This is a genomic window from Bordetella trematum (assembly GCF_900078335.1).
Classification (GTDB): Bacteria; Pseudomonadota; Gammaproteobacteria; order Burkholderiales; family Burkholderiaceae_B; genus Bordetella; species Bordetella trematum.
In genome coordinates this window covers 1-204 of sequence record NZ_FKBR01000014.1, presented here as the reverse complement: position 1 = coordinate 204, position 204 = coordinate 1, and positions in this window count along the sequence as shown.

Genomic DNA, 204 nt, shown 5'->3' with positions numbered 1-204 from the left:
GGGGGGGGGGCGGGCAGCTCGCCGCACTTTAGGCTCATCAGGCCAATTGGGTGGGCTCTGGGGACTGTTGCGCTTGGGGCAGGCCAAACCCCTTCATCTTAGGCTGTGTGTGCTGGGGCAGCAAAGCGAGAGTTCCGAGCCCAGGGTAATGCCCCCTAAAAAACGGGGGAATCAGAAGTAGAATTTTCTCATTAAGGAGTTCTA